The sequence below is a fragment of the Paludisphaera sp. genome, assembly GCF_037189885.1.
Lineage (GTDB): Bacteria > Planctomycetota > Planctomycetia > Isosphaerales > Isosphaeraceae > Paludisphaera.
In genome coordinates this window covers 22,033-29,838 of record NZ_JBBCIR010000118.1, presented here as the reverse complement: position 1 = coordinate 29,838, position 7,806 = coordinate 22,033, and the positions used below count along the sequence as shown (strand labels likewise).

The window sequence follows — 7,806 nt, the reverse complement described above, 5'->3', positions numbered from 1 at the left end:
CCGCCGCCGCCGATCCCGCCGCCGCCGATCCCGCCGCCGCCGATCCCGCCGCCGCCGATGCCGCCGCCGGTGGTGCCGCCGCCGACGCCGCCGCCGGTGGTGCCGCCGCCGATGCCGCCGCCGCCGGTGGTGGTGCCGCCGCCGCCGATGTCGCCGGTCACGGCGTTGCTCGGGAAGGCCCAGGTGCTCTGCTTGCCGACGCTCTTGGAGTTGATGGCGAAGTCGAAGTCGACGCCGATCTGCTCGAAGAACGAGTCGGTGACGGTGATGAACCGGACCTCGATGGAGACCTGGAGGTCCTGGAGCCGGCGGAGCTGCCGGAGCAGGTCGGCGACCTGGTCATGCACCTCGGCCGTGTGGCGGATGATCAGGCTGATGCTGAGGAAGAACGGCGTGATCGAGCCGGGGGGCCGCCCCTCGTCGATGTCGTCGCCGCCCAGCCCGCCGCCGCCGAAGGCGCCGCCCAGGCCGTAGGCCGAGGAGACGTCCCGGCCGTCGCCGTCCTGGATCCGCCAGGTGCCCGGCGCGATCGAGGAGGTGATGAGCTGGATCAGCGGCATCATGTCGGCGTCGGAGATCTCGGGCTTGGCCCCCTCGTCGACCGAGGTGCCCCCCGCGCCGGCGCCGAGCAGCGGCATGCCCTGGGCGTCGACCGACCGGGCGGCCGGCGTGGGGTTCATCCCCCGGGCGATCTTGGACGGGTCGGCCTCCTTGGACTTGATCAGGTCGGCCACGTAGTAGGTGTGGAAGAACGTGTCCTGCCGGGTGGCCTGCTTGTTGGTGATCAGCAGCACCTCGTCCTCGGTCGTGTAGCTCAGGCCCAGCGGGCTGAGCATCAGCTTGAGGACGGTCTTCAGCCGGACGTTCTGCAGCTTCAGGTCGACCGGCGTCGAGGAGGTGAGCCCCTCGTCCGTCAGCGCCCTGGGGTCGAGCTGGACGTTCAGGCCGGTGTAGTTGGCGATGAACGCCACGGCCTCGCCCAGCGGCTGCTTGTCGAAGTTGACGGTGATGGGCTCGCGGAGCTTGGCCTCCACGGCCAGGGTCCGGGCGTCCTTGCGGGGCTCCAGGCTCTTGACCATCTCGCGGCGGCTGTTGGTCAGCTCGCGGAACGAGGTCGGGAACGAGATGTCGCGGGTGAGGACCTCGGCGTCGACCGCGGCGGCGGCGTCGACGTTCTGCATCGCCGTGACGAACCCCTCCTCCTTGGCGGAGCGGTTCTTCATGTCGGTCTTGTAGCGGCGCTCCGCCTTGGCCTTGAAGACCATCATCGGGGCGGCGACCTCGGTGGGGTCGATCTCCATGGCCTGCTTGGCGTACTGCTCGGCCTTGTGGAACTCGCCGTCGCCGTAGGCGGCCTGGGCCTTGTCGAACAGCTCCTTGTAGCGCGACTTCTTGGCGGAGTCGGCCTCGAGGATGCGGAGCCGCTTGCGCTCGATCTCCTCGCGGTAGCCCTTGTCCTTCATCTTCTCGTCGAAGATGGACTTGTCCTTCTTCGCGAGTTCGACGGCCACCTCGAGGCGGCGGACCATGGGCTTCTGGAGGTTGGGCGGGATCTCGGAGGCCTTCACGGCCTTGAGGGTGGTCTCGTAGATGGCCAGGGCCTTGTCGGGGTCGGTCTCCTGGAGGCGGCGGGCCTCGGCGATCTTGGCGCCGACCTCGGCGTTGAGCTTCTGGGCGGCGATCGAGTCGCCGTCGTCGGCGGAGGCCATGCGGTCGTTGACCACGGCGCGGCCGGCGGGGTCGCCGATCTGGTCGGTGGTCAGGGACTTCAGCAGCTCCTGGACCTTGGCCTGGAGGTTGTCGTCGAGGACCGGGCCGGCGGAGGCGACCTCGGTCAGCAGGGTGCGGGCGCGATCGCGGTCGCCGCCCCGGAGGGAGGCGAGGGCGGCCTCGTAGAGGCTCAGGGCGCCGCCTTGCTCGGCCAGGTCGATCTGCGCGGAGATCTCCTCGGCCTCGACGCCGGCGCCCTCGGCGCGGGCCTTCTCGGCGGCCTGGCGGGCGGCGGCGTAATTCCCCTCGGAGTACAGGGCCTGGGCCTGGCCGATGGCCGCGGCGCCGGGGCCGGCCGGGGCGTCGTCGTCGGCCGCGGGGGCCGGGGCGAGCTCCAGGTCGGGGGCGGGGAGGGCGGCCGGGACCGGGTCGAGGTCGGGACCGTCGGCGTCCTCGCCCTCCTCGTCGTCGCCGGGGGCGTCGAGCTCGATCGGGTCGACGCCGCTCTTCACGACGGCCAGGTCGAGCGGCGGATTCGTCGCGCCGCGCTCGGCGGAGCGGAGCCGCTGGGCCTCGGCGAACTTGGCGGCCGCGGCGGCCTGGTCGTTCCTCGCGAGCAGGGCGTCGGCCTCGAGCTCGGCGGCGTCGGCGGCCGATTCCGCGGCCGGGGCCGTCGGGGCGGCCTTGATCAGGGCGATCTCGTGCAGGACCGCCTCGGCGCGGTCGGCGGTCAGGGCCGGCACGACGTTCATGGCCTGGGCCTGGCGGGCCTTGGCCTCGGCCTCGGCGAGCTTCCCGACCTTCACGAGCTGGCGCGACTCCTGGACGAGCACGTCATACACGCCGGGGCTGGACTGCTCCTTGGGGTCGGCGCCGCGGATGGCGTCCCGCTTCCGCAGGGCGCGGGCGGCGGCCGCCACCTTGTCCGGGTTGTCCTCGAACATGCCGTAGGACAGGCCCCAGCCCTTCACCTCCAGGGCGATCGCCTCGGCCGACTCGAACTGGCGGTCCGCCAGCGCCGCGCGGGCCTCGGCCAGCCTGGCCTTGGCGGCCTTGTGGTCGACGACCTTCGTCGGCGCCGCGGCCGCGGGGTCCGCCTTGGGGCGGGCCTTGGCCAGCGCCTGGCGGGCCTTCGCCGGGGTGGAGTCGAAGAGGCCCCACTTGACGCCCAGGGCGTCGGCCTCGTCGATCTTCGCCTCGGCGGCGTCGTAATCGCCGGTCATGATCAGCTCGCCGGCCTCCTGCAGGAGCCAGCGGCCCTTCTGCTTCAGATCCGGCTCCTCGCCCTCCGTCGTGCCGGTGCGCGAGGCGACCGGCGGCGCCGAGGGGGTGGCCGTCACGGCGACCGGCCGCTCGGCCGGGGCCGGCGTCGTCGCCGGCGGCGTCGCGGCGGGCGCCGCGCCCTTGACCCGCTTCAGCTCCCGGACGTAGTCGTCCAGCAGCTTCTGGTGCTCGGGCTCCAGCTCGTCGCGATACATCTGGGCCGCGTCGAGATACTTCGCGGCCAGGTCGAACTGCCCGCTGTTGAACAGCCGGGAGCCCGCCTCCAGGTACTTGACCGGCGGGGCGGGGGCCGGCTTGCGGGCCGTCGTCGACGGCGACGCGGCCAATTCGTCGGGGGCCGCTCCTTCCGTGGACGCTCCCCCCACTGCGCCGAGGATCATGGTGACAGTGAGCGCTCTGAGCCTTCTCAACGCGACCTCCTTTCGCCGCCACGCGGACGACCGCCGACATCCCTGAGAGCGGCCTTCGTTCGTGTCCTCACGGCGAGACGCGATTCTGCTGGCAGCTGCGACCGAAAACCGCCCGGTACACCGAGGCGGGGTCTTCCTCTAACCGTCCGACATGGAACGCACCCTCCCCGCGGCGTCTCGCCGATGCGCCCCGGAAGGGACGCCCGGTCCGCGCGCCGGGAGCGGGAGAAGATGCGGCGGTGTGTACCTCTAACAAGAGTTTCGGTCAAGGCGGGGGGTCGACTTTTCCCGAAAACGCGGAAAATGCCGCGCGCGCCGAAAAGGCAAGAAAAAACGCCTCCCCCGGCGTGGGGGAGGCGTTCATCGCGTCGAGGATTAGGGGCCCGGGACGGGGGTCGATCAGCGACGCCCGCCCATCATGCCGCTGCCCATCATGCCGGGGCCCATCATCATGTCGTAGCCGCTCCCCATGGAGCTGGATCGGACCTTGTCGGACTCCTGGAGCTCGCGCTTGTAGGTGCTCTCGACGTCCTTGCGGACCTCGTCGAGGCGGTCGTCGGCCTCGTCGCGCAGCTCGACGGCCCCGTCGGGGCGAAGCAGCAGCGCGGCGGCCGGCTGGGGGATGACGTTGCCGGGGAAGTCGGCCGGCAGGGGCTTGAAGCCCCCCGCCACGTCCACGACCATCAGGCGGCTGTTGAAGTCGATCCGCCGGTTCTTCTGGCCGGTGCCGTCGGCGGTGGGGATCGCCGTGGAGAGGGGCTCGCCGGCGCCGATGATCTCGCCGGGGGCGGCGTCGATGTTCCTCGGCAGCGTCAGGCCGTCCTCCGGGTTGAACTTCACCACCTGGAACGTCACCTTCATGTCCGACCTCGGGCTCGGCGGCAGGACACCCATCGCGTAGGCGGTGACGTCCGGCGGCATGTGCACCTCGTCCGTCGGCTCGCTCCAGGGGCCGGCCAGCTCCTCCGACTTGTTGTCCACGCCGGGGGAGACGTCGTCGCGGTTCAGGTTCGGGTTGAAGACCACGATCCGGATCCGATAGCGGTAGCTCTCGTCGGGCTGGGCGGTGAAGTCCAGCGCCCGGATCATGACCCGCTTCTCCTCCGAGCGCCAGAAGTTGGTCAGCGTCTCGGCGGAGCCGCCCATCATGCCGCCGCCCATCATGCCGTCCATGCCGCCCATCATGCTCATCATGCCGGCCATGCCGGCCATGCTGCTGCCGCTCCCCATCATCATGCCGCTATCGCCGCCCATCATCCCGGCGGAGCCCATCATCCCGGCCGAGCCCATCATCATCGAGCCCATGCCGGCGGAGCCCATCATGCCGTAGCCCCCCATGCCGCCCTGCGGCGACTGCGACGGGTCGGGGATCTCCTTCAACTCCTTGGGGACGAGGCTGGCGATGTGGACCTTCTCCCACAGGCCGTGCTCCAGGAACGGCAGCGGGTCGACGAGGTTCTCCGGTCGGGCCTCGTCGGGGACGAGTTCCTCGTCCTCCATCGGGAGGTTGTCGAGGATCTCCAGGTTGCGGTCGGCGTTGACGTCGGCCCAGTCGCCCCACGAGCCGTCGGCCTGCTTGACCTGGCGTTGGAGGTCCAGCCGGCGATAGTTCGGGTGGGCGATGGTGGCGTTCTTAAGGGCCTTGCGATAGTTCTCCTTCATCTGCTCATGGTCGAGCGTGCCGGTGATCGCGACCCAGCGGAGGCCGGTGGTGACCTCCTTGGGAGGGGGGCCCTGGGGCTTCGTGAGGGCGTCCTCGGGCTCCTCCTCGTCCTTGGAGGCGGGCTCGTCCCTGCCGGCGAGGCGGGCCTGCATCTCCTTCCGCTTCCGCTCGAACTCGGCCTGGGCCTTCTTCTTCTCCTCGGGCGTCTGCGGAGGACCGCCCATGCCCATCATGCCTTCCATGCCCATCCCGCCCATGGAACCCATCATGGAGCCCATCATCGACGACCCGCCACCGCCGCGACGGCCACGCCGCCGACCACGGTTGAACGTCTGGGACTTGGGGGGCTCCTTGGGCTCGGCCTCGACGATCCGGTTCCCCTCGGAGTCGAGCGCGTAGAGGAGGCCGCCGCCGCGCCCGGGGTAGGCGTAGACGTTGGTGGCGGCGATCAGGACGGGCTGGTCGCGGATCAGGCCGGCGCCCGGCTCCGGGGTCACCCACTCCTGGCGAGGCCGGAAGTCGGCGGCGACCAGGACCATGTTGGCCGATTCCTCGGCCTCCTTGGCGAAGTCGGACGTCTTGATCCCGTCCTCGACGAGGGTCTGGACGATCTCCTCGGTCGGGACCTTGCGACGCAGGTTGGAGTCGGAGGCCTCCGCGGCCTTCTTGATCTGTTCGGGCTGGACCTCGATCGTGGGCCGCGACACCGCCTGGAACAGGCAGAGGACGAAGACGACCGAGGCCAGGGCCACGGCGATCTTGTCCCCGAATCGCAGGCCGAAATTCTTGAGTTTTTCCGCGGTGGCGTTGGCCATGCGACGGTCTCCGTCGGAAGAAGGCCCCCCGAGGGCCGGGGGGACGTTGGGTCCGGTCGTTCTCGCTCCGGCGGGAGCGGGTCAGGGCTGTCCTTGCTGGGGGGCGTCGGCCTCGGCGGGAGCGGCCTCCTCGGCCTTGGGCTCCTCGGCCGGCGCGGTCCCCTCGGCCTTGGGCTCCTCGACGGGGGCCGCTTCGGCCTTGGGCTCCTCGGCGGGGGCGGCCTGGGCTTCATCAGCCTCGGGGGCCTCGGGAGCGGCCGCGGGCTGCTCGACGGGGGCCTCGGCCTTGGGCTCCTCGGCCTCGGGCTGCTCGGTGGTCATGGCGTCGGATTCGGCGTCGGCGTCGGCCTCGCCGGGGGAGGCCTCCTCGGCCGCCTCGGGGGTGGGCTCGTTGTAGAAGCGGGCCTGCCCGTAGACGGTCACCTCGACGATGTTGTAGTAGAGGTCGGGGCTGGGCTCGACGCTCTTGGCCTCGGTGATGGCCTTCTCGGCCTCCTTGCGCTTCTCGGCGCGGTCGACGCCACGCCGGTCGACCCCCTTGCGGGCCTGGGCCATGCCGCCCATGCCGCCCATCCCGCGCATCATGCCGGGGCCCATCATGCCGGACCCCATCATCCCGGGGCCCATCATGCTCATGCCTTCGGCCCCGCCCATTTCGCCCATCATGCGGCCCATCATGCCGCCGTAGCCGCGGCGTCCCCCCATCATGCCGGGGCCCATCATGCCCATCCCCATCATGCCGTAGCCCGAGAACTCGTCGCCCTTCTCGGGCTTGACGACGGGGTCGGTGGTGCGCTGGAGTTCGAAGTCGCGGACTTCGATGGACATGGGGGAGTTCTCGAAGGCCACGAGCAGGTCGGGGACGCGCTCCTGGTCGACGAGGACGGTGACCATCACGGGGAGGATCTTGTACTGGGTGGCGTTCTCGGGCTTGAGGTAGAAGACGCTCTCGGCGGTCTCGATCTTGCCGCCCATCCCGCCCATGCCGGGGCCGCGGCCTCCCTTGGCCATGCCGCCGGAGCCCATCATGGCCATCATGCCCTCGGAGCCCATGCCGCCCATCCCGCCCATGCCACCTTCTTCAAACTCTTCCTCGGGCTCGTCGGGATTGACGATGGGCTCGGCCTCTTCCAGCTCCTCGCCCTTGGCGAGCGAGCGCTGGTCCTGGGCGACGGCGCTGCCGACTTCGAGGACCTTGATCTCCTTGACGGAGGCGGTGTCCCAATCCCTGGCGTCGCGGTTGACGTCGGCGATGACTTCCAGGACGGTGCGCTGGACCCAGAGGCGTTCCTGGGCGGACCAGACCTCGTTGAGCTTCGGGAGCTTGTTGATGTCGAAGGCGACGACCTGGAGCAGCTGGTCCCTCGGGGCCGAGGCGACGACGCCCTCGCCGGTCTCGTAGTCGAACGGGCGGAAGACCTTGAAGACCGAGTCGACGTACTCGGGGTAGGCCTCGATGTAGTCGATGATGGCGAGCTGGACGGCGGTGCCGGCCACGTCCTCGGGCCACTTGCGGCCCCACTTGGTGAACCGCTCGGCGACGGTCTCCGGCCAGGTGAGCAGGGGGGCCTGGCGCTCGTAGAGCGCCTCCCAGGCGGCGTCGACGTCCTTGTTCAGGACCTCGGTCTTCGCCTGGACGATGGGGGCGAAGTCGGCCGTGGGGACGGCGCTTGAGGCGTACTGCTGCACGTCCTTGTAGGCCGATTCGATCTTGTTCTTCTCGTCCTCCGCGGCCTTCTGGACCGGCCCGGAGCCGAGCACGTAGGCCCCGGCGGAGAAGAGGACGGCGACGCAGATGGAGATCCAGAAGCGGTATCGGACGACCTGCGAGAGGAATGCCTTGACTTGATCCATGGGAGGTGCCTCGTGCGCGAGATGCGGTGGAGATGTCGATCCTGGGCGCCGGCCGGGGAGTCCCGGCCGG

General features: G+C 70.6%; 3 protein-coding genes. All 3 read right to left on the bottom strand.

Translation table 11 applies throughout. The features are described from left to right. On the bottom strand, window positions 1–3,404 hold a 3,404-nt coding region (locus WG209_RS24970), incomplete at its 3' end, for a type II secretory pathway, component PulD (RefSeq protein ID WP_337177834.1). Between the two features lie 399 nt (window positions 3,405–3,803). Beyond that, window positions 3,804–5,882: a hypothetical protein gene (locus WG209_RS24965; protein WP_337177833.1), complete on the bottom strand. Its 2,079-nt coding sequence runs from the start codon at window positions 5,880–5,882 to the stop codon at window positions 3,804–3,806. A gap of 81 nt (window positions 5,883–5,963) precedes the next feature. Next, on the bottom strand, window positions 5,964–7,736 hold the full coding sequence (locus tag WG209_RS24960; RefSeq protein WP_337177832.1) for a hypothetical protein: 1,773 nt from the start codon (window positions 7,734–7,736) through the stop codon (window positions 5,964–5,966). Window positions 7,737–7,806: the final 70 nt, after the last annotated feature.